Source organism: Streptomyces sp. NPDC002144, from assembly GCF_053593695.1.
On sequence record NZ_JBSFDB010000034.1, the window covers coordinates 1 to 24,034 of the forward strand.

General features: G+C 71.2%; 17 protein-coding genes. 7 read left to right on the plus strand and 10 right to left on the minus strand.

Going from position 1 to position 24,034, the window contains the following annotated elements:
- Positions 1-414: 414 nt before the first annotated feature.
- On the plus strand, positions 415-864 hold the full coding sequence (locus ACWCQ1_RS37255) for a PTS sugar transporter subunit IIA (protein WP_133044767.1): 450 nt from the start codon (positions 415-417) through the stop codon (positions 862-864).
- Between the two features lie 78 nt (positions 865-942).
- Positions 943-2,613: a phosphoenolpyruvate--protein phosphotransferase gene (ptsP, locus tag ACWCQ1_RS37260; protein ID WP_358603475.1), complete on the plus strand. Its 1,671-nt coding sequence runs from the start codon at positions 943-945 to the stop codon at positions 2,611-2,613.
- Between the two features lie 72 nt (positions 2,614-2,685).
- On the opposite strand, the gene ACWCQ1_RS37265 is transcribed toward ptsP, so the two are convergent.
- From ACWCQ1_RS37265 to ACWCQ1_RS37275, 3 genes are all read right to left on the minus strand, one after another.
- Complete coding sequence (locus ACWCQ1_RS37265; RefSeq protein ID WP_451028357.1) at positions 2,686-3,579, minus strand: hypothetical protein; 894 nt, start codon at positions 3,577-3,579, stop codon at positions 2,686-2,688.
- A gap of 22 nt (positions 3,580-3,601) precedes the next feature.
- Positions 3,602-4,042: a hypothetical protein gene (locus ACWCQ1_RS37270; RefSeq protein WP_451028358.1), complete on the minus strand. Its 441-nt coding sequence runs from the start codon at positions 4,040-4,042 to the stop codon at positions 3,602-3,604.
- Between the two features lie 223 nt (positions 4,043-4,265).
- Positions 4,266-6,233, minus strand: coding sequence for an acetoacetate--CoA ligase (locus ACWCQ1_RS37275; protein ID WP_451028359.1), 1,968 nt, complete (start codon positions 6,231-6,233; stop codon positions 4,266-4,268).
- A 213-nt stretch (positions 6,234-6,446) separates the two neighbouring features.
- On the opposite strand from ACWCQ1_RS37275, the gene ACWCQ1_RS37280 reads away from it, so the two are divergent.
- Entirely contained in the window at positions 6,447-8,825 is a 2,379-nt protein-coding gene (locus ACWCQ1_RS37280) for a glycoside hydrolase family 31 protein (RefSeq protein ID WP_358603463.1), read from the plus strand.
- On the opposite strand, the gene ACWCQ1_RS37285 is transcribed toward ACWCQ1_RS37280, so the two are convergent.
- Positions 8,816-9,352: an NUDIX domain-containing protein gene (locus ACWCQ1_RS37285; RefSeq protein ID WP_358603460.1), complete on the minus strand. Its 537-nt coding sequence runs from the start codon at positions 9,350-9,352 to the stop codon at positions 8,816-8,818. The genes ACWCQ1_RS37280 and ACWCQ1_RS37285 overlap by 10 nt on opposite strands.
- Before the next feature lie 47 nt (positions 9,353-9,399).
- Positions 9,400-10,209 (minus strand): M15 family metallopeptidase, encoded by an 810-nt coding sequence (locus tag ACWCQ1_RS37290; RefSeq protein ID WP_451028360.1) that lies wholly within the window; start codon positions 10,207-10,209, stop codon positions 9,400-9,402.
- A 97-nt stretch (positions 10,210-10,306) separates the two neighbouring features.
- Here ACWCQ1_RS37290 and ACWCQ1_RS37295 point away from each other — a divergent pair, with 97 nt between their 5' ends.
- The 4 genes from ACWCQ1_RS37295 (at position 10,307) to glpK (ending at position 15,620) form a co-directional block, all read left to right on the plus strand.
- Positions 10,307-10,732 (plus strand): zinc ribbon domain-containing protein, encoded by a 426-nt coding sequence (locus tag ACWCQ1_RS37295; RefSeq protein WP_133045036.1) that lies wholly within the window; start codon positions 10,307-10,309, stop codon positions 10,730-10,732.
- On the plus strand, positions 10,729-11,919 hold the full coding sequence (locus tag ACWCQ1_RS37300; protein ID WP_451028361.1) for a lipid-transfer protein: 1,191 nt from the start codon (positions 10,729-10,731) through the stop codon (positions 11,917-11,919). The genes ACWCQ1_RS37295 and ACWCQ1_RS37300 overlap by 4 nt, the downstream gene beginning before the upstream one ends.
- A 134-nt stretch (positions 11,920-12,053) precedes the next feature.
- Positions 12,054-13,703, plus strand: coding sequence for an EAL domain-containing protein (locus tag ACWCQ1_RS37305; protein WP_451028362.1), 1,650 nt, complete (start codon positions 12,054-12,056; stop codon positions 13,701-13,703).
- 405 nt (positions 13,704-14,108) lie between these two features.
- Complete coding sequence (gene glpK / locus ACWCQ1_RS37310) at positions 14,109-15,620, plus strand: glycerol kinase GlpK (RefSeq protein ID WP_358603445.1); 1,512 nt, start codon at positions 14,109-14,111, stop codon at positions 15,618-15,620.
- 77 nt (positions 15,621-15,697) lie between these two features.
- Here the strand turns inward: glpK and ACWCQ1_RS37315 are convergent, their stop codons facing one another.
- From ACWCQ1_RS37315 to ACWCQ1_RS37335, 5 genes are read right to left on the minus strand one after another with little or no spacing between them, the layout of a single operon-like run.
- Positions 15,698-16,303, minus strand: coding sequence for a GTP-binding protein (locus ACWCQ1_RS37315; protein WP_358603442.1), 606 nt, complete (start codon positions 16,301-16,303; stop codon positions 15,698-15,700).
- Positions 16,284-19,901, minus strand: a complete 3,618-nt coding sequence (locus ACWCQ1_RS37320; protein ID WP_451028363.1) for a hydantoinase B/oxoprolinase family protein — start codon at positions 19,899-19,901, stop codon at positions 16,284-16,286. Before ACWCQ1_RS37320 ends, ACWCQ1_RS37315 begins: the two co-directional genes overlap by 20 nt.
- 24 nt (positions 19,902-19,925) lie before the next feature.
- Complete coding sequence (locus ACWCQ1_RS37325) at positions 19,926-20,321, minus strand: DUF742 domain-containing protein (RefSeq protein ID WP_133044779.1); 396 nt, start codon at positions 20,319-20,321, stop codon at positions 19,926-19,928.
- A gap of 9 nt (positions 20,322-20,330) precedes the next feature.
- Positions 20,331-20,765, minus strand: a complete 435-nt coding sequence (locus ACWCQ1_RS37330; RefSeq protein WP_133044780.1) for a roadblock/LC7 domain-containing protein — start codon at positions 20,763-20,765, stop codon at positions 20,331-20,333.
- The gene (locus ACWCQ1_RS37335) at positions 20,762-23,686 is read right to left on the minus strand and encodes a nitrate- and nitrite sensing domain-containing protein (RefSeq protein WP_451028364.1); all 2,925 of its coding nucleotides are present in this window, start codon (positions 23,684-23,686) and stop codon (positions 20,762-20,764) included. The genes ACWCQ1_RS37330 and ACWCQ1_RS37335 overlap by 4 nt, the downstream gene beginning before the upstream one ends.
- Between the last annotated feature and the right edge of the window lie 348 nt (positions 23,687-24,034).

The window sequence follows — 24,034 nt, forward strand, 5'->3', positions numbered from 1 at the left end:
GGCGTTGATTTTTGGCACGCTGTTGAGTTCTCAAGGAACGGACGCTTCCTTCGTACTCACCCTTCCGGGCTTTCCTCCGGGCGCTTCCCTTCGGTGTTCCAAACTCTATCAGCGTTTTTCCGTCCCCCTGACCACTCTCCTGCAGGCATGCAGAAGGCGACCCCGAGATAGGATCTGACGAGTTTGGTTCCTGCTGATCAAGCGCGCTCGTTCGCGTCGCTCGTCCTCAAGCAGGGGTACGACTGTACACGGGGCCTCGAAGGGCGTGCAAATCGATAGGGTTGGTGGTCTAGACCTCTACCCGGTACCTTCATGCGGAACCGTCACTTCGCCTGACATACGCTGCTGCACAGCGTGCCGTCAGGGACGGACAGTGACGGCCCCTGTATGCAACTCCACTCCGGGAGGCTTCCCATGACCACCGTGACGTCCCCGCTGGCCGGACGCGCCATCGGACTGGCGGCAGTGCCTGATCCGGTCTTCTCCGGGGCCATGGTCGGCCCGGGCACCGCCATCGACCCCGTCCGTGAGCCCTCCGAGGCCGTCGCCCCCGTGGACGGGGTCATCGTCTCTCTCCACCCGCATGCCTTTGTCGTGGTCGACGAGCAGGGGCACGGCGTCCTCACCCACCTCGGCATCGACACCGTGCAGCTCAACGGCGAGGGTTTCGAGCTGCTCGTGAACAAGGGGGACACCGTGACCCGCGGTCAGGGTGTCGTCCGCTGGAACCCGGCCGCCGTCGAGGCCGCCGGAAAGTCAGCGGTGTGCCCGGTCGTGGCGCTGGAAGCCACGGCGGAAGCTCTCTCCGATCTTCGTGACAGCGGCGAAGTGAAGGCTGGCGACAGTCTCTTCCTCTGGAAGTGACGTCAGTGCCGTCGTATGACGGCGAGTAGGACAACCACCGCGGCGGCGGGACCCGCCGCACTATCGGAGACGGGTGAGATGGAGACAACGCTGCGAGGCGTCGGCGTGAGCCACGGTGTGGCGATCGGCGAGGTTCGGCACATGGGAACGGCGGTGCTGGAGCCGCCTGCCAAACAGATCCCGGCGGAGGACGCGGAGCGGGAGCAGGGGCGGGCCCGCCAGGCGGTGGAGGCTGTGGCGGCCGATCTGATCGCGCGCGGCAATCTGGCGGGCGGAGAGGCCCAGGCGGTGCTCGAGGCCCAGGCCATGATGGCGCAGGACCCCGAGCTGATGGCGGACGTCGAGAGGCGCATCGCCGTCGGCAGCACGGCGGAGCGGGCGGTGTACGACGCGTTCGCCGCCTACCGTGCCCTGCTGGCCGGTGCCGGTGAGTACCTCGCCGGTCGCGTGGCCGACCTGGATGACGTGCGGAATCGTATCGTCGCCCGGCTGCTGGGAGTGCCGATGCCCGGCGTCCCGGACAGCGACGAGCCGTACGTCCTGATCGCCCGTGATCTCGCGCCCGCGGACACCGCGCTGCTGGATCCCGCCCTGGTCCTCGGTTTCGTCACCGAGGAGGGCGGGCCGACCAGTCACAGTGCGATCCTCGCGCGGGCGCTCGGTGTGCCGGCCGTGGTAGCGCTGCCGGGGGCCGGTGAGCTGGCCGAGGGGACGTTGGTCGCCGTCGACGGCAGCACCGGTGAGATCTTCGTGAACCCCAGCGAGGAGAAGAAGGCGCAGCTGGAGGCCGCGGCTGCCGAGCGGAAGGCCGCGCTGGCCGCCGCCACCGGGCCGGGTGCCACCTCCGATGGTCACAAGGTGCCGCTGCTGGCCAACGTCGGTGGTCCGGCCGACGTTCCGGCCGCCGTCGAGGCGGGCGCCGAGGGTGTCGGTCTGTTCCGTACGGAGTTCCTCTTCCTGGACGACAGCAAGAACGCCCCGTCGGAGGAGAAGCAGGTCGAGGCCTACCGACAGGTTCTCCAGGCGTTCCCCGAGGGCCGTGTCGTCGTACGTGTTCTGGACGCGGGGGCGGACAAGCCGCTGGACTTCCTCACGCCGGCCGATGAGCCGAACCCCGCGCTGGGCGTGCGGGGTCTGCGGACGCTGCTCGACCACCCGGAGGTGCTGCGCACGCAGCTGACCGCGCTGGCGAAGGCCGCCGAGGGTCTGCCGGTCTACCTCGAGGTCATGGCCCCGATGGTGGCGGACCGTGCCGATGCCAAGGCTTTCGCGGACGCGTGCCGTGAGGCGGGGCTGCGGGCAAAGTTCGGGGCGATGGTCGAGATCCCGTCGGCCGCGCTGCGGGCCCGCTCGATCCTGCAGGAGGTGGAGTTCCTGTCACTGGGGACCAATGACCTCGCTCAGTACACGTTCGCCGCGGACCGTCAGGTGGGTGCGGTGTCCCGGCTGCAGGACCCGTGGCAGCCCGCGCTGCTCGACCTGGTGGCACTGTCGGCGGAGGCGGCCAAGGCCGAGGGCAAGAGCTGTGGTGTGTGTGGTGAGGCCGCGTCCGATCCGCTGCTCGCGTGTGTGCTGACCGGTCTGGGTGTCACCTCTCTTTCCATGGGTGCGGCGTCGATTCCATATGTGCGGGCGGCGCTGGCGAAGTACACGCTGGCCCAGTGCGAGCGTGCCGCCGCGGCCGCCCGGGCCACGGAGAGCGCCGAGGAGGCGCGCAACGCGGCCCAGGCAGTGCTGTCCGGCGAGTAGCCGGGCCGGGTCGGTCGCCGGCTGTCGTCTGCCGAGGGGCGTTCCACCTGTGGGTGGGGCGCCCCTCGGGTGTCAGTGGCGGTGGCCCGGTGTCTCTCCTCCCTCTCCGAGGTCGGGCGGTACGCAGTAGTCGACGTCGGATTCCGGGGAGATGATGTCGCCGGATTCGATGTCGGTGCAGTAGGCGTCGAACACCTCACCGGCGGTGAGGGGGCGCAGACCGTCTCCGCGCAGGCGCCAGCCGTAGACGCGGTCGGTGGTGCCGGGGCCGCTGGTACGGATGACGAGTCCGCCGGGGCTCTGGGTGGCGATGCCGAGGGCGAGGACGGTGGTGAACTCGAGCGCTTCGGCCTCGTCGAGTTGGAGGGCCCCGTGCTCGTCCTCGTCCGCGTGGAGAACGGAGACGAGCGTTTCGGCCGGTGCCGAGACGCTGCACACGAGGTGTCGGTTGCTTCCTCCGGCGGTGTCGAGGATGCGGACGAGTAGGCGGGACGCTCGTGTGAACGCGGCTCGGCCGATGTCCTCGCCGCAGGAGGCGCAGGCTCCCAGTCGGGCGAGGAGCGTCGAGGCGTACTCCCAGGTGGCCTGGCGTACGGCTTCGTCGACGAGGGCGGGGACGAGGTCGGACAGGGGCTGGCCCTCGTAGGGAAGGACGGGGCCCGTGCTCGCCAGTTCGGCGGTGAACCGGGTGCGGCTGGAGGGGAGGTCGGGGTCGAGGTCCGCGTCTGCGCAGAACTCGGCGTATTCCTGCGGGTCGAACAGGGCCACCGTGGTGTGGCTGCCTTGGGCGGCGCGGACCTTGAGGAGCGCCTCGACCTGTTGGAGATAGGTCTGGTGGTCGTCGAAGGCGAAGCTGCGGTACCGCCGCATGGCGCGGAAGTCGTGCTCGTCGGTCAGCAGGCCGATGGTGCCCGCGATTTCGCGGCGCAGGACGCGTCGCATGGTCTGGTGGTCGGTGTGCGCCATCTTTCCCCCTGTGCACGGTCGATCAATGCTCACTCACAGTAACGGGCAGCACTGACAACGGGGTCCGGGCAAGGCGATCGCGGACCAGGCGGTGCTGAATGACGCAGGTCAGCGCGATGAGAGCGCCGAAGGCGGTCCAGCCGGCCGGGCCGGTGGCGATGGCCGCGGTGACTGCGAGTGGCCCGATGCTGCGCTGGGCGGACTGGGCCAGGCCGTGGACGCCGAGGAGGGCGCCCTGGGCGGCGCAGGGTGCGAGGGCGACGGACAGTTCCCAGGAGACGCTGTCGTGCAGCAGCTCGGCCAGGGGTGAAGCCGCCCGTGGCGAAGGCGGCGGACCGCGGGAGCAGCAACCTGCGGGCGGCTGGTGTCGTGGTGCCGAACCGGGCCAGGGGGACTTGCAGGAGCGACCATCCTGGTCCGCCACGACGGGCCGGCTGCTGCTGACGTCGGGCGACGACGGCACGCAGCGGGATGTGTCTCTGGGTTGCGGTGCGGGACGAGTGGGCCGTCGTGAACGGTCTGCGGTCGTACGGCTGGTGGGTGGCGGCGGGGCCAGGTTCCGGCTGTCATCGGCACCGGGAGTACGGATCTCCGTGGCCGAGTTGGAGCCCGCCGACGGGGCGCGGCTGGCCTCGGGCTTTGCCGCGGTACTCGGTGAGTCCGAGGCCACCTACGGGGGCTGACGATCAGGCGCGTTTACGGGCGAGTTCCTCGTAGAAGTGCAGCAGGTCGAGGTTGTCGATGGAGCCCGGGTTGACAGCCTTCTCCATCGGGGTGCCCTGCAGGAGGCGCTTGACCGGGACCTCGATGCGCTTGCCGGTGAGGGTGTGCGGCACGCCGGGCACCTCGATGATCTCGTCCGGGACATGACGGGGGGAGAGCTGTTCGCGGATGGTCTGCTTGATCCGGCCCAGAAGGTCCTCGTCCAGGGTGGCGCCGGGCACCAGGTGCACGAACAGCGGCATCCAGTAGCCGCCGTCGGGCTGCTCGATGCCGATGACGAGGGACTCCCTGATCTCCGGGAGGCGCTCGACAGCCTCGTAGATGTCCGCGGAGCCCATGCGCACACCCTGACGGTTGAGCGTGGAGTCGGAGCGGCCGTGGATGACGACGGAGCCCCGGGAGGTGACGGTGATCCAGTCGCCGTGCCGCCACACACCGGGATACGTGTCGAAGTAGCTGTCGTGATAGCGGCTGCCGTCGGGGTCGTTCCAGAAGTAGATCGGCATGGACGGCATGGGATTGGTGACCACGAGCTCGCCGACCTCGTCGATCAGGGGCTTGCCGCTCGGGTCCCAGGACTGCAGGTCGGTGCCGAGGCCGGGGGCCTGCAGTTCGCCGATGTGGACAGGGAGGGTGGGTACGGCCCCCGCGAAGCAGGAGCACACGTCCGTGCCGCCGCTGACGGATGCGATCCACAGGTCGTCGCGGACCTCGTCGTGCAGCCAGCGGAAGCCGTCCGGCGGCAGCGGTGATCCGGTGGTGGCGACGCACTCGACCTGGGAGAGGTCGAAGTCGCGGGCGGGGTGCACGCCGGCTTTTCTGCAGGCCATGACGTACGCGGCCGAGGTGCCGTAGAGGGTGGCGCCGGTGCGTTCGGCGATCCGCCACTGGGCCGCCGTGTCGGGGAATCCGGGGCTGCCGTCGTAGAGCACGATCGTGGTGCCGGTGAGGAGGCCGGAGACGAGGAAGTTCCACATCATCCAGCCGGTCGAGGTGTACCAGAAGAAACGATCCTCGGGGCCGAGGTCGCAGTGCAGGCCGAGCTGCTTGAGGTGCTCGACGAGGATGCCGCCCTGGGACTGGACGATGGCCTTGGGCAGGCCGGTCGTGCCCGAGGAGTAGAGCACCCACAGAGGGTGGTCGAAGGGGACCTGTTCGAAGACGGGTTCGGTGTCCGCACCGGTCAGGGCCGACCACTCCAGGGCGCCCTCGGGCGCGTCGGTGCCAAGGAGCGGGATGTGGACGACGGCACGCAGCGTGGGCAGTTCGCGGCGCAGCTCGGCGACGATCTCCCGGCGGTCGTGCTCCTTGCCGCCGTAGCGGTAGCCGTCGACGGTGAACAGGACGACCGGTTCGACCTGCTGGAAACGGTCCAGGACGCTGCGGGCCCCGAAGTCGGGGGCGCAGGAGGTCCAGACACCGCCCACGGCCGCCGTGGCGAGCAGGGCGACGACGGCCTCCGGGATGTTCGGCAGATAGCCGCTGACACGGTCTCCCGGGCGTACACCGAGGGCGCGCAGCTCGGCGGCCAGGGAGCCGACCTCGCGGCGCAGCTGCGACCAGGTGACGGGCCGGGCTTCGTGGGTCTCGTCGACATACAGGAGGGCCGGTTCGTCCGCGCGGGTCGGGGACGCACGCAGGGCGTGCTCGGCGTAGTTGAGGGTCGCCCCGGGGAACCACTGGGCGCCCGGCATCGAACGGTCGCCGAGCACGCGCGCGTAGGGCGTCGAGAAGCGGACGTCGAACCACTCCGTGACGGCCTGCCAGAAGGTCTCCAGCTCGGCCACGGACCAGCGGTGCAGTGCCGCGTAGCCGCCCTCGGCGGGAGCGCCGTGGCGTTCGGCCGCCCAGGCCTGGAACCTGGTGACCTGTGCCTGCTCGATACGTTCCGGATCCGGCTGCCAGAGCGGCTGGGGGTTCACGGTCGACATGGGGCGGCTCCCGGACTGTGCGCGTCGTGTGCGTCGGTCGCGCACGGGCTGGGGTGTGCGCGTGACGCGGCTGACAGGGACGATGCCATGTGATCGACTTCTACACCAGGGTGCCCCCCACATAGTCCGTGTCGTAAAGATGTGCTCCCAGCACGGGTGAACGGCAGTTGAACGGCACGCGCGTGTGGGGCGGTCAGTGGCAGGGTGAGCAGCATGGACGGTCGTGACCTGGTGCGTTCGATAAGGGTGGTCGGTTCGGTGGGGGCGTCCCAGGGGTTGCGGGCCGTGAAGGCGGCATGGCGCAGGAGGCGCGCGGACGCCACGGCGCTGCCACCGCGGGGTGCCGAGCGTGCGCGGGTGCCCGGTCGCGTGCGGGAGGTGGAACCGGCCGCGGGTGGCGGTGTCGTGCGGTTCGGCCGCTCGGAGCTGAGGATCGTGGTGACCGTGAACGGGGCGGTGTTCTGGGGCTGGGACGGGGCCGGTCCTGAGCCGTCGTACGCGCTGGCGGGCCGCTCTCCGGAGCCCGATCCCCGGGCGGTCCTGGAGCCCGACAAGGACGGTGGCTGGCGGGTCGTGGCCGAGCGGGTGACGGTCGTCGTCTCGCGGCACGGCGCGGTCGAGGTGCGTACGCCCGGCGGCGTGACCCTGCGGCGGGATCTGCCGCCCCGGTGGTGGGAGCCGGTCGGTGGCGGGCCGGCGCGCTGGTTGCAGCGCTCGGAGGTGCCGGCGGACGCGCGGTTCTTCGGGCTGGGGGGCCGCTCGTCGGGGCCGCGGCTGCGGGAGGGGACGTACCGGCTGTGGAACACGGACCCGGGCGGCAGCTTCGCTCCCGGGGACGATCCGCTGTACATCACCATGCCGGTACAGATGGTGGTGGCCGACGCGGCCACGCATCTGGTCTTCCACGACTCCTCCTGGGACGGCACGGTGTCGCTGCGGGAGGGCGAGGAGGGCGCCGGTTCCGGGCACGATCGGCCGGGCATGAGCGAGCTGCGGATGGACGGCGGTCCGCTGCGCTGCTGGGTGATGGTGGGCACCCCCGCGCGCGTGCTGCTCGCCTGGGCGTCGTTGACCGGCGCGCCGGCGCTGCCGCCCGCGTGGGCGCTGGGGCATCATCACGCGCGCTGGGGCTTCGGCAGCGAACAGGAGGTCCGGCGGATCGTCGCGGGCTACCGGGAGCGCGGGCTGCCGCTCGACGCCGTCCATCTGGACATCGACCACTACGACGAGCACCAGGTGTTCACCGTCGACCGCGAGCACTTCCCCAAGCTGCCGGTGCTGGCGGAGGAGCTGCGCCGCGAGGGGATCCGGTTGGTGTCGATCGTCGACCCTGCGGTCAAGGCGGAGGAGGGCAACGCCGTGTACGACGGCGGCACGGCCGAGGACGCGTTCGTCCGGGACGCCTCGGGACGGGTCGTGCACGGAGTCGCGTGGCCCGGGGAGGCCGTTTTCCCGGACTTCACCGACGCGCGCGTGCGTGAGTGGTGGGGCGGACTCCACGCGGAGCGGCTGGCTCAGGGGTTCTCGGGTTTCTGGCACGACATGAACGAGCCCACGTCGTTCACCGCGTTCGGGGAGAAGACGCTGCCGCGCTCGGCCAGGCACTCCCTGGAGGGGCGTGGCGGAGATCACCAGGAGGCGCACAACGTCTACGGTCTGTGCATGGCCAGGGCGGGCTACGAGGGCCTGCTGGAGCTGGCTCCCCATGAGCGGCCGTTCCTCTTCTCGCGCTCCGGCTGGGCCGGCCTGCAGCGCTACGGTGGCACCTGGTCCGGCGACGTGGCCACGGGCTGGCCGGGACTGCGGGCCTCGCTGTCGCTGGTCCTGGGACTCGGGCTGTGCGGGGTGCCCTACTCGGGACCGGACATCGGCGGCTTCGACGGAAGTCCGTCTCCCGAGCTGTACCTGCGGTGGTTCCAGCTGGGCGCGTATCTGCCGCTGTTCCGTACACACGCCGGTCTGCGCGCGGGGCGGCGGGAGCCCTGGGAGTTCGGTCCGGAGGTGCTGGAGCACGCGCGCGTGGCGCTCGAGGAACGCCGGCGGCTGCTGCCGTACCTCATGACGCTGGCGCATCTCGCGCGGCGCACCGGAGCACCCTACGTACGGCCTTTGTGGTGGAATGCGCCCGAGGACCGCGCGCTGCGTGACTGCGAGGACGCCTTCCTGCTGGGCGACTGCCTGCTGGTGGCACCGGTGCTCGACCCGGGCACGGACCGGCGGGCGGTTCAGCTGCCGCGGGGCCGCTGGTACGACGCGGTCACCGAGCAGGTGTACGAGGGGCCGGCGCAGGTGCTCATCGACGCCCCCCTGTCACGGATCCCGGTGCTGGTACGCGCGGGTGCCGTCCTTCCGGTGCGCGGCAGCGACGGCGGGCTGGAGCTGGAGGCGTGGGCGCCGGCGCAGGGCCGCACGGGGGGCGGGCTGGTGGTGCCGGACGCGGGTGACGGGTGGGACGAACCGGACCTGGAGCGCTACGTCACCCGTTGGCAGGGACGCAGGCCGGTGGTCGAACTGGAGGGTGAGGGCGGCCCTTCCGAGCCGCCCTATCCGGTGCGTGTACGTGGCCTCGGGGAGGCCGGAGCTCAGACGTAGCGGCCCTCGAACCAGGCGCGCACCGCCAGCGTGTGCAGCGGGAAGGCGAGTTCCTCCGGCCGGCGCAGGAGGTGCCAGCCCTCCGTCTCGTCCGTGGCGGCCGACTGCGGCAGCCCCTCCGCGGGCCGTTCGGGGAGCAGACCGAACAGCAGCAGATGGCCGTCGGGGGAGCTCATGGCGTCGACGAGGCGGACGTCGCGGCCGGCCGCGTCGATGCCGGTCTCCTCCTTGAGCTCGCGCACGACGGCCTGCCGCCAGTCCTCGCGGTCGTCGAGGAACCCGCCGGGCAGGGCGACGCCCCCGCGCGCGGGAGCGACGGTTCGCGTGATGACGACCAGGGCGGTGCCTTTGGTGTCGTACACGGGCTGGAGTGCGACCGCGACCGGCAGCGGGTTGCGGTAGGCCACGGTATGGCAGGCCGGGCAGGTGCGCGGCCAGCCGGAGACGCCCTCTCCATAGGGCGCTCCGCAGCTCGAACAGTGTGAGTCGGGCGCGGAGTTGGGGGTGGAGGCTTGAGTTTCGGACACGAAGCGGAATGTATCCGATCGGGGGAATGGCGTCTCGCGGAGGTTGCTCAACGGCGGCCGTCGAGCGACTTCCAGGACACGGGGAAGTTGAAATAGGTGTCCGGGTAGGGCTCGGGCCGGTACGTGTAGTGCCACCACTCCTCGGCGAGGTTGACGAATCCGAGGCTCTCCATGGTGCTCTTCAGCAGCAGACGGTTGGCGCGCTGTGGGCCCTGGACACGCGGGTCGAGGGTGTGCGCGAGGGTGTCGAAGCAGTCGAAGCCGGTGCCCATGTCGACGGAGTTGTCGGGGAAGCGTTCGTCCTTGGGTGCGAAGCAGGGCACGAGCGGCTCTCCGGGGTGGTAGGGCCGGGTGGGCCTCGCCGGGAGCTTCACGATGGTGAGGTCCATGGTCGAGCCGCGGCTGTGGCCGGACTTCTCCGCGATGTAGCCGTCCGCGAACAGCCGGGTCTTGTCGACGTTCGGATAGAACTCGCCCTTCGTCGCCTGGTCGTCGAGGTCCTCGGCCCAGCGCACGAAGTGGTTCACGGCGCGCTGCGGCCGGTAACAGTCGTACACCTTGAGCGTGTAGCCCTCGCGCAGGAGCTTTTGCTGGGCCTTGTGGAGGGCTTCGGCGGCGGGGCGGGTGAGGATGCACACCGGTTGCTCGTAGCCGTCGATGCGTTCGCCGACGAAGTTGTGCGGGGTGAAGTACCGCATCTCCTGGATGATCGTCGGGTCCACGCTTCTCAGGGCCACGAAGTCCTTCGGCGCCTTGGGGTCCGTCTCGGCCCGGGCGGGTGCGGAGGCGGCGGTCACGGCCAGCAGGGCGGCGAGGGCGGTGACGAGACCGCGTACTGCACTGGTGAGTCGTGTCATGTCTCCTGCACTGCCCAATTCCGGACGCGCGTGACACACTTCTGACGTTCCGTCAGATTCGGCGTCGGGAGGGATTGTGACTCGAGCGCGAACACCTGTGGTCGACGGATGGTTCACCGGGGACGGTGACGACTTCAGACTCCTCGGTACCCGCTGCGCCGCCTGCGCCTCGGTGTTCTTCCCTCGTGAGGACGGCCACTGCCGCAATCCCGGGTGTCCCGGCGGAGACCTCGAGGAGGTTCCCCTCTCACGGCGCGGGCGGATTTGGTCCTACACGGACAGCCGGTACCGGCCCCCGTCACCCTATGTGACGAACCCGGAACTTCCCTGGGAGCCGTACGCGTTGATCGCTGTGGAGCTGGCGGCCGAGCGGATCGTGGTGCTGGGCCAGGCGGTTCCCGGGATCACCGTCGGCGATCTGACGGTGGGCATGGAGGTGGAGGTCGTCCCCGGTGTGCTGCACGAGGACGCGGAGACGGCCTGGACGACGTGGCACTGGCGGCCGACGGGGGGTGGGGCATGACGGGCGAGGTGGCGGTGCTCGGCGCGGGGATGCACCCGTGGGGCAAGTGGGGTCGCAGCTTCGTCGAGTACGGCGTGGCCGCGGCGCGGGCGGCACTCGCCGACGCGGGGATCGAGTGGCGTGACGTCGGCTCCGTGGTCGGCGCGGACACCGTGCGCGGCGGCTATCCGGGCTATGTGGCCGGGGCGACCTTCGCGAAGGCGCTGGGCTGGCAGGGAGCGCGGGTGACGAGCGTGTACGCGGCGTGCGCGTCGGGAGCGCAGGCCGTCAACACCGCGCGGGCGCAGATCCTTTCGGGTCTGGCGGACGTGGTCCTCGTGGTGGGCGCGGACGCGGCGCCCAAGGGGTTCTTCCGGCCGGCGGGCGGCGACCGGCCGGACGACCCCGACTGGCTGCGCTTCCGCGTCCTGGGCGCGACGAATCCGACGTACTTCGGGCTGTACGCGCGCCGGCGCATGGCCCTGCACGGGGACACGCCCGAGGACTTCGCGCAGGTCAAGGTGAAGAACGCAGCTTCAGGGGCGCTCAATCCGAATGCCCGCTACCGCAAGCGGGTCACCGCCGAGGAGGTCGCCGCCTCCGCGGTGGTGGCCGATCCGCTACGGCTGCTCGACATCTGCGCGACGTCGGACGGCGGGGCGGCCCTGGTGCTGTCCAGCATGGAGTTCGCGCGGCGGCACGGGGTGGTGGAGCCGGTGCGGATCAGGGCGGTGTCGACGGTGACCCCGCGCTACCCGAGCACCGTGCTCGATCTGCCGGACATCGCGACGGACTCCGCGGTGGCCGTCGAACCGGCCGCCGCGACCTTCCGGGCCTCGATCGCGCTCGCCGCCTACGAGGAGGCGGGCATCGGGCCGGAGGACCTCTCCCTGGCCGAGGTGTACGACCTGTCCACCGCGCTGGAGTTGCAGTGGTACGAGGACCTGGGGCTGTGCGGTGAGGGCGAGGGCGCGAAGCTGCTGCGGGAGGGCGCGACTGCCCCGGGGGGTCGTATACCGGTGAACGCGAGCGGCGGACTGGCCTCCTTCGGGGAGGCGGTACCGGCTCAGGCGATCGCCCAAGTGTGCGAGCTGACCTGGCAGTTGAGGGAGCGGGCCGGTGACCGGCAGGTCGCGGGGGCCCGCGTCGGGATCACCGCCAACCAGGGGCTGTTCGGGCACGGGTCGGCGGTGATCGCTGTGCGCTGAGAGAGGAGCCGCGAATGCCGGCGGTGGGGCCGGACGCAAGCCCTGTCTCGCACGCTGCGTGATCACCCCAGAATCCTGCGTGAACGTCTCATGAACTGGGCTTGGGCGTGCGCCGGTCGAGTCATCATGCTGCCGTGCGCTCCTGGACGGACACTCTGCGCTTCGCCTTCCAACCAGTGGTCAACCTGGCGACCGGTGGAGTCGCGGGGTTGGAGATACTCGCCCGCCCGGAGACCGGGGACATCCTGGCCGAGGCCCGTCGTGATCCCGAACTCGACGGCAGTCTCGCGGTGTTGGCGATCCGCGCGGCGGCGAGCAAGGAGACGCTGCTGCCGCTGCACGTCAACGTCTTCGCGGGCACCCTCGCCGACCTCGGCGGCCTGACCCCGCTGCACGACGCGGTACGCCAGGCGGGACGGCTGCCCTGGGAGGTGACCATCGACGTCGGACCGCCCTACACGCACGTGCCCCAGCCGGCCCTCCTGGAGGCGGTGGGCGCGGTTCGGGCCCAGGGCTTCCGGATCTGCGCCGACGGCATCGGGGACGGGGACGTACCCCTGCGGCTGCTCACCGACCTCGCGCCCGACCTGGTGAAGCTCGACGCCTCGCTGCTGGCCCGGCCGGCGGCCGTGCGGGCGATGCGGACACTGTGCGAGGAGCTGGGGGCCCTCCTGTCCGTCGAGGGCGTGGAGACGGAGCTGCAGTTCGCCGCCGCGGTGACGGCCGGTGCCCAGCTGGCGCAGGGCGACCTGTTCGCGCCCCCGACGAGGCTGCCCGCGGCGGACGTATACGTTCCGCCCCGCTCCCCCGGCGCCGTGGCGGTGCCGAGGTCCGGCCCGTCGGTGCGCGAGTTCGTCCGGCCGGCCGCCCTGCTGCCCGCGACCGCGTCCGCGGGCCAGGTACGGGCGCTGCTGACCGGGGCTCCCGAGGTGTCCGGGGTACTGCTGGTGGACCCGCACGGCGTTCCGGTCCGCTCGGTGCACCGCTCACGCTTCCTGCTGTCGATGTCGGGCCGCTACGGACACGCCCTGTACGCCGACCGTCCCGCCGCCAAGCTCGGCGATCCCCCGCGGACGGTGGGCGTCGACGCCACCGCCTGGGAGGTGCTGGACGTGGTCGCCGTCGGCGCCCGTGACCGCACGTCGGACGACGTGGCGGTGGTCGACCGGTACGGGCGGTGCGTGGGCGTCGTACGCCTCGCCGACCTGGTGCGGGCGCTGGCCGAGAGCCGGGTCGAGGAGGCGGCCGGGCTCAATCCGCTGACCCGGCTGCCCGGCTCGGACGTGATCACCTCGGAGGTGGACCGGCGCATCTCGGACGGCCGGGCGTTCGCGCTCAGCTGGCTCGACGTGGACCACTTCAAGCAGGTCAACGACGGGGCCGGGTTCGCGGCGGGCGACGAGCTGATCCGGTCGGTGGGACGGGCACTGCAGCAGGCGGCGACCGGCAGCACGCGCGTGGGCCACATCGGCGGCGACGACTTCCTGGTTCTCGCCGATCCCGAGCGGCTGGATCCGCTGGCCGCCACCGTGCTGGACGTGCCGTGGTCGGCGGGCGGGCGACCCGTCACGCTGTCCCTGGCCACGGTCCTGTGCCCGCCGGGCAGCGTGGCGGACCACCGGCAGGCAGCAGCCGCTCTGGCGCCGCTGAAGAAGGCCGCCAAGGCGCTGCACGGGGCCAGCTGGGTGCTGGGGCAGGCGGGCCTTCCCGGTCATGAGATCGTGCGCGGCACGGGGGCACCCGCCCCGGCGGGCTGCGCGGTGGCGGAACCCGGCCTAGGCTGATCTGGTGTCGCCTCGCCGAAGCGTCTCCCGTACGGACGTTCAGGCGGCTGTCACCGTTGGTGTCCGCGACCTTGACGCTCTCTGGGCGCCGGTGAACACTTCCGGTGTCGGCCGACATCGCCGTACATAGACGGTGTAACCAGGCACACGCCGCGCGGGCCACGCCTGCAGAACAGGCCCATTCCCCCACGGGCGATTCGGCTGCGACGGCACGCTCGTCACCGCACCCTGCGCGCAGGGCCGGGGCCTAGGAGCCGACATGAGCAACGGAAACACGGTCGTACCGAGCCACTGGGTCGTCATGGCGTGCGACCGGGGCTTCGGGGCGCCGACCCGTGCACTGGCTCATCCTCCGCGCAGCCTTCTCATCGAGCAGCCTCCTGAAGGAACGACGAAGGGGACGTCATGACGGACAAGTTCGTCGCCGCTATCGACCAGGGCACCACCTCGAGCCGTTGCATCGTCTTCAACCAGGACGGCGCGATCGTCGCCGTCGACCAGCGCGAACACCGCCAGATCTTTCCCAAGCCCGGCTGGGTCGAGCACGACGCGACCGAGATCTGGTCGAAGGTGCAGGCGGTGGTCGCGGGAGCGATCGCCAAGGCCGGACTGCGCGCCGACCAGCTCAGCGCGCTCGGCATCACCAACCAGCGCGAGACCACCCTCCTGTGGGACCGCGCGACCGGCAAGCCCGTGCACAACGCGATCGTCTGGCAGGACACCCGCACCGACGCGCTGACCAGGCAGCTCGGCGGATCGGACGGGCAGGACCGGTTCCGCGAGCAGACCGGACTGCCGCTCGCGACCTACTTCTCCGGCCCCAAGGCGGCCTGGCTGCTCGACAACGTGCCCGGCCTGCGGGCGCGCGCCGAGAACGGCGAGATCGCCTTCGGCACCATGGACTCCTGGCTCATCTGGAACCTGACCGGCGGCACCGACGGCGGGCAGCACGTCACCGACGTCACCAACGCCGGCCGGACGATGCTGATGAACCTGGAGACCCTGCAGTGGGACCCGTCCATCCTCTCCGCGATGAACATCCCCGAGGCCGTCCTGCCCGAGATCAAGTCCTCCGCCGAGGTGTACGGCACCGCCGTGGGCCAGCTCGCCGGGGTACCCGTGGCCTCGGCCCTCGGTGACCAGCAGGCGGCCGTGTTCGGACAGGCCTGCTACGACGTGGGCACGGCGAAGAACACGTACGGCACGGGCTCCTTCCTGCTGCTCAACACGGGCAACCGGCCGGTGGCGTCGAAGAGCGGCCTGCTGACGACGATGGGGTACAAGATCGGCACTGAGGCGCCGGTCTACTGCCTGGAGGGCTCCATCGCGATCACGGGCGCGCTAGTGCAGTGGTTCCGCGACCAGCTCGGGATCATCCGCACCGCGGACGAGATCGAGCCGCTGGCGGCGAGCGTCGAGGACAACGGCGGCGCCTACATCGTCCCCGCCTTCTCCGGCCTGTTCGCACCCTACTGGCGCTCCGACGCCCGCGGTGTCGTCACCGGCCTGACCCGTTACGTCACCAAGGCGCACCTCGCGCGGGCCGTGCTGGAGGCGACGAGCTGGCAGACGCGCGAAGTCGTGGACGCCATGTACCAGGACTCCGGGGTCCAGATCACCACCCTGAAGGTGGACGGCGGCATGACCAAGAACAACCTGCTCATGCAGCACCAGGCCGACGTGCTCGACGTGCCGGTGGTCCGTCCGAAGGTCTCCGAGACCACCTGCCTCGGCGCCGCCTACGCCGCCGGGCTCGCCACGGGTGTGTGGAACGACCTCGACGAGCTGAAGGCCCACTGGCAGAAGGACGTCGAGTGGACGCCCTCCATGGACGCCTCCGTCCGCGACCGGGAGTACCACAACTGGCGCAAGGCCGTGGAGAAGAGCTTCGGCTGGCTGGAGGACGACGCGAGCTGAGCACCCACGCGCGCGTGCGCCCGTGACTACGGCCCGTACCCCGGTCGGCGGGGGTACGGGCCGTACCCGTGTCCGTCTCAGGTGGTGACGGTCTGCCGTCGCTCGGCGGCGTGTTCCATCGCGTGCCGGACGACGCCGATGAGGATCTCCTTGACCGACTCTCGGTCCCGGGCGTCGCACAGCAGGAGCGGCACGTCGTCGTCCAGGTCGAGCGCCCGGCGGATGTCCTCGGCCGGATAGCGGGCGGCGCCCTCGAAGCAGTTGACACCGACCAGGAACGGTATGGAGCGCCGCTCGAAGTAGTCGACGGCGGCGAAGCAGTCCTCCAGGCGCCGCGTGTCGGCCAGCACGACGGCCCCGAGGGCGCCCTCGGACAGCTCGTCCCACATGAACCAGAACCGTTCCTGGCCGGGCGTACCGAACAGATACAGCACCAGGTCCTCGCGCAGGGTGATACGCCCGAAGTCCATGGCCACCGTGGTGGTGCTCTTGCCCTCCACGCCGCTCGTGTCGTCGACCGGACGTCCGGCCTCGGTGAGCAGTTCCTCGGTGCGCAGCGGCCTGATCTCGCTGACCGCCCCGACCAGGGTGGTCTTGCCCACGCCGAAGCCGCCGGCCACCAGGATCTTGAGCGTGACGGGCTCGACCGGGGGCTTGCCGCGCTCAGAACGCCCGAAGATCATCGATCTGTTCTCCTGCTAGATGGGGGTGGGGCGCCGGTGGGCCGTAGCCTCCGCCGCCAGGGGTTTCGACGACGAGTACGTCGCCGGGAGAGACGTCCGCCGAGTCGCTTCCGGCGAGGACGGTGACCGTGCCGTCCGCGCGCTCCACGCGGTTGGCGCCCAGCGCGCCGGGCTCGCCGCCCGCCATGCCGTAGGGCGGAACTCTGCGGTGCTGGGAGAGGGTGGAGACCGTCATGGGCTCGTGGAAGCGGATCCGGCGCACGGCGCCGTCCCCGCCGCGCCACCGCCCGGCCCCTCCGCTGCCCCGGCGGACGGCGAACTCGTCGAGTTCCACGGGCAGCCGCCACTCCAGGACCTCGGGGTCGGTGAGCCGCGAGTTGGTCATGTGGGTCTGTACGACGGGGGCGCCGGGGAAACCGTCGCCCGCGCCGGATCCGGAGGCGACGGTCTCGTAGTACTGGTGCCGGTCGTTGCCGAAGGTGACGTTGTTCATGGTCCCGGAGCCCTCGGCCTGCACCCCGAGCGCCGCGTACAGGGCTCCGGTGATCGCCTGCGAGGTCTCGACGTTGCCCGCGACCACGGCGGCCGGTGGCTCCGGCGCGAGCAGGGAGCCGCGCGGCACGACGATGTCCAGGGGGCGCAGACAGCCGTCGTTGAGCGGGATGTCGTCGTCCACGAGGGTGCGGAAGACGTACAGGACGGCCGCGTTGACCACGGCGAAGGGGGCGTTGAAGTTGCCGGCCAGCTGGGGTGACGTACCGGTGAAGTCGACGGTGGCGGAGCGGTTCTCACGGTCCACGCGCACGCGTACCCGGATGACGGCGCCGGAGTCGGTCTCGTAGGCGTACTCGCCGTCGTCGAGGGCGTCGATGACCCGGCGCACCGCTTCCTCGGCGTTGTCCTGGACATGCTTCATGTACGCCTGGACGACGTCGAGTCCGAAGTCGTCGATCATCCGGGCGACCTCGTCGACGCCCTTCTGGTTGGCGGCGATCTGGGCGCGCAGGTCGGCGAGGTTGGTCGCGGGGTTGCGGGAGGGATAGGGCGCCTCGGTGAGCAGGCGCCGGGTCTCCTCCTCGCGGAAGCGGCCGTCCTCGGCGAGGAGCCAGTTGTCGAAGAGGACGCCCTCCTCGTCGATGGTGCGGCTGTTCGCCGGCATCGAGCCGGGGGCGATACCGCCGATCTCCGCGTGATGGCCACGGGAGGCGACGTAGAAGAGGATCCGGTCACCCTCCGTGTCGAAGACAGGGGTGATCACCGTGACGTCGGGCAGATGGGTGCCGCCGTGGTACGGGTCGTTGACGGCGTAGGTGTCCCCGGGCCGCATCGACGGGCCGCGCCGCCGGATGACCTCCTTGACGCTGGTGCCCATGGAGCCCAGGTGGACGGGGATGTGCGGGGCGTTGGCCACCAGGCTTCCGTCCGGGTCGAAGAGGGCGCAGGAGAAGTCGAGGCGCTCCTTGATGTTGACGGACTGCGCGGTGGACTCCAGCCGTGCGCCCATCTGTTCGGCGATCGACATGAAGAGGTTGTTGAAGACCTCGAGCAGAACAGGGTCGGCTTCTGTGTCGAGATCGGAACTCTGCGTAATCGCCGCACGTTCCATGACCAGATGCCCGTCGTCTCGCGCCACGGCCCGCCAGCCGTCGTCGACGACGGTGGTCGCGCCGGCCTCGGTGATGATCGCCGGGCCGGTGACGGTCTCGCCGGGAGGGAGGTCCTCCCGGCGGTGGAGGGGTACGTCGCGCCAGGCGCCGCCCGTGTGGAGACGGACGGTGTCGGCGGCGGCGGATCGGCCTTCGTACGGGGCGAGGGCGGAGAGATCGGGGGGTTCGGTGATGCCGGTGGCTTCCACGGAGAGGGCTTCGACGACGATCGGACGGTCGAGCGTGAAGGAGTACGTGGCGCGATGACGTTCTTCGAAGGCGTGACGCATGGTGCCGGGCTCGGTCAGCTCGACGGTGAGGGTGGTGTCGGTGCCGTCGTAGCGGAGCTGGGCGCGGCGGGTGACGCGGATGCGGGTGTCGGGGACGTCCTCGGCGAGGAGTTCGGCGCGGGCCGCTCCTTCGAGGTCGTCGGCCGTCTTGAGGACGGCGGGCATGGAGGCGGGCTCCAGGGGCGCCTCGACGGACTGTTCGCGCATGGCGGTGGTGTCGGCGAGGCCGATACCCAGGGCGGACAGGACGCCGGCCATGGGCGGGACGAGGACGGTGCGGATGCCGAGCGAGTCGGCGACCATGCACGCGTGCTGGCCGCCCGCACCACCGAAGGTGGTGAGGGCGTAGCGGGTGACGTCGTGGCCCTTCTGGACGGAGATCCGTTTGACGGCGTTGGCGATGTTGGCGACGGCGATCTGCAGGTAGCCCTCGGCGACCTGCTCGGGTGTGCGCTCGTCGCCGGTCCGCTCGTGGATCTCGCGGGCGAGAGCCAAGAAGCGGTCCCGGACCAGTTCCTCGTCCAGGGGCTGGTCGCCTTCGGGGCCGAACACCCGCGGGAAGTGGCCGGGCTGGATGCGGCCGAGCATGACGTTGGCGTCGGTGACGGCGAGCGGGCCACCGCCGCGGTAGCAGGCGGGCCCGGGGTCCGCACCCGCGGAGTCCGGCCCCACGCGGTAGCGGGAGCCGTCGAAGTGGAGGACCGAGCCGCCTCCGGCCGCGACGGTGTGGATGTCCAGCATGGGCGCGCGCAGCCGGACACCGGCGATCAGGGTGGTGAAGACCCGCTCGTACTCGCCGGCGAAGTGCGAGACGTCGGTGGAGGTGCCGCCCATGTCGAAGCCGATGACCCGGTCGAAGCCGGCCAGCTGCGACATGCGGGCCATGCCGACGATGCCTCCGGCGGGCCCGGACAGGACGGCGTCCTTGCCGCGGAACTGCCCGGCCTCGGCGAGACCGCCGTTGGACTGCATGAACATCAGCCGTACGTCCTCGAGTTCGCCGGCGACGTGCCGCACGTAGCGGCGCAGCACGGGCGACAGGTAGGCGTCGACGACGGCGGTGTCCCCGCGCGGTACGAGCTTCATCAGCGGGCTGACCTCGCTGGAGAGCGAGATCTGCGGAAACCCGATGCGGGCGGCCAGTTCGCCGACGGCGTGCTCGTGGGCGGGGTGCAGATGGCTGTGCATGCAGACGACGGCGACGGCGCGGATCCCGTCGTCGTACGCCTCCTGCAGGGGCCCCGCGAGGGCTCCCAGGTCGGGGGCGCGCAGGACGGTGCCGTCCGCGGCGATGCGCTCGTCGACCTCCACGACCCGCTCGTGGAGCAGTTCGGGGAGCTCGATACGGCGGGCGAAGATGTGCGGCCGGTTCTGGTAGGCGATGCGCAGGGCGTCGCGGAAGCCGCGTGTGACGACCAGGAGGGTGCGTTCGCCCTTGCGCTCCAGGAGGGCGTTGGTGGCGACCGTCGTGCCCATCCGGACGGCGTCGACCGGCTCCCGGGAGCCGTCCAGCAGGGCGCGTACGCCCGCCACGGCCGCGTCGGAGTACCGCGCGGGGTTCTCCGACAGCAGCTTGTGGGTGAGGAGGCGGCCGTCCGGGCGTCGCGCGACGATGTCGGTGAACGTACCGCCCCGGTCGACCCAGAACTGCCAGCCAGTCACGTCACTACCCCGCTTCCGCGCCGCTCACAGCGCCCGGAGGCCGTTGATCACGTCGCGCAGAATACTCTCGTCCACCAGCTCGGCAGGAGGTACGGGCCGGTTCACATGGACGAATTCCGCCGCCACGAGGTCGCCGACGAGGACCCGTACCACCCCGATGGGCAGATCGAGCCCGGCGGCGAGCTCGGCGACCGACTGGGGGGCGTCACGGCACAGGTCGACGATGTCGACGTGTTCGGGGGACAGCGTCGCGTCGGCGTCCGGGTCGTCCGCCTGGGGTTCGGCGACGACCACCGCGATCAGGTCGAGGCGGTGCTGGCCGGGACTGGAGGTACGGCCGCGCGTCATCGCGTACGGACGGACGACCGGTCCGGCCTCGTCGTCGAACCAGTGGCTTCTTCCCTGACCGTCTGCGCTCATGACATCCCACTACCCGCCTGCGGGCAGATCGGTGCGCGGGGTGGTGCCCAGATGCACGCCGACCCGCTTCACGAGCAGCGTCATCTCGTACGCGACCTGGCCGACGTCCGAGTCGGCGTCCGAGAGGACGGCGAGGCAGCTGCCGTCGCCGGCGGCCGTCACGAACAGGAAGGCATCGTCGAGCTCGACGACGGTCTGCCGGACGTTGCCCGCCTCGAAGTGCCGGCCGACGCCCTTGGCGAGGCTGTGGAAGCCGGAGGCGACGGCGGCGAGGTGCTCACTGTCCTCACGGCTGAGGTCCTTGGAGACACCGGTCGGCAGGCCGTCGCCGGAGAGCACGAGGGCTTTGCGGATGCTCGCGACGCGTTCCACCAGTTCGTCCAGGAGCCAGTTGAGCTCGCCGGAGTTGGTCGCGGTGTGGCCGGTCGCCTTCGGTGCGGTCATCGACCGTCCCCCTTTGTCGTTCCGTGTGGTGCTGTGCCGCTGTGGGCGTCGTCGCCCGCGGCGTTCTCCTCGCGGCCGCGCTGCCAGCCGCGCTGGAGCGAGGCCATGCGGCTGCGTACCTCGTCGGCGTCCCGCTCCGCGAAGTCCGTGCTGCTCTGCTGGGGCCGGCCGGCGCTCTGCTTGAGCTGCGGTGCCAGGTTGGCCTGGCGCACCCGCCGGGGCAGCGGGCCGATGCCGCCACCCGAACCGCCCGACGGTTGTGCCCCGGCACGCCTGCCGCTGGTGTCCGCCCCGCCCGGTGTGCCGGCCGCGAGACGGGCATGTGCCGGGAGGACGGGGGCCTGCGGTGCCTCACCGATGCCGTGGTCGTCGGGTGTCGGGGCCGCGCCGGTCTCGCCGAACCCCTCGGAGCCGCCCACGCCCGGGCGCAGCGGTGAGGCACCGCGTCGACGGGTCGGCAGCGGCGGCGCGCCGTCCTGGCCCGGCCGGCCGTGGCCGTCGGCCGCGAGGGGGTCGTCCCCCCGGCGACGGGTCGCCGGGGACACCGAGCCCTGGGGCTCGGATCGCCGAGCCGCTTCCGGCGACTCGTCCGGCGCGTCCTCGCGGCGGAACCGCTGCTCGGTGACCGGGCGTCCGTGCGAGCTGACCAGCTTGGGGGCCCCGCGCCGGGGCAGGGAGACCGGGGCGCCCAGCTGGTCGTCCGCGCCGTCCCGCGCGTGGCCGGCGTCGTCGCCGTGGGGGTGCTCGCCATGACGGCCGGTGGCCTCGTCCTCCACACGGGCGATGGAGCGCCGGGGGCGGAACAGGCCGCCCTCCTCGCCGTCCTCCTCCAGCGCCGCCGGGAAGTCGTCGACGGCGTCGAGGTCGACGGGCGCCTCCAGCTCCACCGGGCCGTCCAGGAGCGAGGCGGGGAGGCCGGGCAGCTGCGCGGGCACGCGCGGAAGCGCGGTCCGGCGGCCCTCCTCCAGCTCGGCCTCCTTGGACGGGTGGGGACGGTCGAGGCGGAAGCCGATGCCGTTGGTATCGGGCACGTCGTCCGTGAGCAGGGCGTCGGGAATGAAGACGACGGCGGTGGTGCCGCCGTAGGGGGACGGCTGCAGGGAGACCCGGACGTTCTGCCGCTGGGCGAGCCGGCTGACCACGAACAGGCCGAGCCGGTCGGTGTCGGACAGCTCGAACTCGGGTGTCTCGGCGAGCCGGAGGTTGGCGTCCAGCAGCGCGTCGGCCGCCATGCCGAGGCCGCGGTCGTGGATCTCCAGCGTGAAGCCGTTGGCGACCCGTTCGCCCACGACCTGAACGGCGGTGTGCGGCGGAGAGAACACCGTGGCGTTCTCCAGGAGTTCGGCCACGAGGTGGGTGAGGTCGGCGACGGCCGGGCCGGTGACGGCGACCCGGGGCAGCCGGCGGACCTCGATGCGCTCGTAGTCCTCGACCTCGGCCACGGCGGCCCGTACGACGTCCATGAGCTGGACGGGCTTGCGCCACTGCCGGGACGGGGCGGCCCCGGAGAGGATCACCAGGCCCTCGGCGTGCCGGCGCATACGGGTGGTCAGGTGGTCGAGCCGGAAGAGGTCGGCGAGTTCCTCGGTGTCCTCGGTACGCCGCTCCATGCTGTCCAGCAGGGTGAGCTGCTTGTGCAGCAGGACCTGGCTGCGGCGGGCCAGGTTGACGAACACCTCGGAGACACCGGCCCGCAGTTCGGCCTGTTTGACGGCCGCCTCGACGGCGGCCCGCTGCAGGGTGTTGAGGGCCTGGCCGACCTCGCCGATCTCGTTCTTGTCGTACTCGAGGCGCGGGACCTCGGTCTCCACGTCGACCTGTTCGCCCGCGGACAGACGGCGCATCACGCTGGGCAGCCGGACGCCGGACGCCTCGTGCGCCTCCAGACGCAGTTGCCGCAGGTCGCGGATGAGGGTGCGGCCGACGCGCACGGACAGGAACAGCGACAGCAGCAGGGCGACCAGACCGAGGACGCCGGCGACGGCCGCCTTGGCGATGACACCGACGGCGACCGGGCGGACGCGGTCCTGATAACGGTCGCTCGCCTGGTCGTTGAGGGTGCCGAGCTTGGCGAGCACGCTTCCGGCGGCGGTGTCCCAGCTCTGCGCGGTGACCTCGCCGGGCCTGCCCGTGGTGGAGGAGATCGCCGCCTGCTCGTCCGCACGCAGCGGGGCGGTGGTGGCGTTCTTCCAGAAGCGCTGGTAGCGGTCGCGTTCGGAGGAGGGCAGCAGCGGCAGGTTGACGTCGTACATCAGACCCCGCTGGGCCACGAGGTCGGTGATGTCACGGACTTCGTCACGGGTGAGCTTGCCGACGATCAGGGAGGAGCCGAGCAGGGCGTCCTCGCGGGAGAGCAACTCGCGGGCGCGCGCGAGGTTGACGAGGGCGCGGTACTGCTTGTCCATCTCGACGTTGTCGACGACGTGCAGATTGGCGAGCAGCACGTAGCACGGGTCGACCAGGCTGTTGTAGAGGTCGAGGGCGTGTGCCCGGTCGACGGTGCCGTCCTCGACACTGCGGCGCAGCGAGGCGAGACCGTCGAAGGTGTCCAGCACGGTGCTCAGACGCTCGCTCGTCACTTGGCCCATGGCATCGCGGACGTCCGGGTTCTTGGAGTTCCGCCGGATCTCGGCGATGGCCTCGTCCGTGGCGGCCCGGCTGCGCCTGAGGTCCGACAGACCGTCAGAGGCCCGGGGATCGGCGAGGTAGACCAGGGACTGACGGCGTTCCTGCTGCACGACGCGGACGGTGTCCTCGATCGGGTACGCGACCTTCTCGACCACGTCGGAGACGTTGAACAGGTCCTCCGCCTGACGGCCCGTGAGTACCGTGGCGAAGCCCCAGATGGCCGTCAGGGACACCAGCGGCACGAGAAGCAGCGCCACGATCTTCCGGCGGATGGACTTCCCGCGAAAGCGCATGGCCTCCCCCAGCTCGACCCCCGCCGGCCGGGGGTACACATGTACGTCAACAAACGGCGCGAGCCTACTACCGACACACAGGTAACTCGAAGAGCCGTCCGGAGGGTGAACTTCCGCGCGGGCGACGAGACATGGCGAGTTGTCCGGCCATGGGGGGAGATTGCGTCCCTGTTTGCCCGCCCGGTGACGGGAACTCATCCGCCAGGTGCTCTTGGGCTGTTGGCCGAAATTTTTCGCCTCTCGGGAATCTTCGGGGCACGTCGTTCGTCCTTCTTGATGGGAAACGGGGACGGAATCGGCCACATGAGCCGCATCTCGCACCCGGGCGGCGTAAAACAGCGCAAGCCG